1 protein-coding gene is annotated in these 262 nt (G+C 38.9%); it reads right to left on the bottom strand.

All coding sequences use genetic code 11. The features are described from left to right. A partial coding sequence (locus AAEZ06_RS27555; protein ID WP_350617294.1) for a PA0049 C-terminal domain-containing protein occupies positions 1-262 on the bottom strand: 262 nt, incomplete at both ends.

The following is a 262-nucleotide window of genomic DNA, read 5'->3' as shown; positions in this document are numbered from 1 at the left end:
GAATTTGCTCGACGATGTCTGACTCTACTTGTGAGTCGTAGCCTTTAATACGTGGAGTATGAATGTGTCCTACGGGTAAGTTCAAGTTAAATTGGTCTCGAAGTAAAATACTGCGATAGGAAATTTCATTAGATAAATAGCCCCCACCAGAACCTTCAACTGAAATTTCATTTTGTAATTCAGCCAGTGATGATGCCTTAAATTGCCCCCTAGATAAGGTGTTAATTTGATGATTGTCATTGACGCTCCAATGACCTTTAAC

This window comes from Pseudomonas sp. HY7a-MNA-CIBAN-0227, assembly GCF_040310325.1.
Classification (GTDB): domain Bacteria; phylum Pseudomonadota; class Gammaproteobacteria; order Pseudomonadales; family Pseudomonadaceae; genus Aquipseudomonas.
Note: the sequence above shows the minus strand (reverse complement) of the source record. Positions and strands in the feature narration are given on the sequence as shown.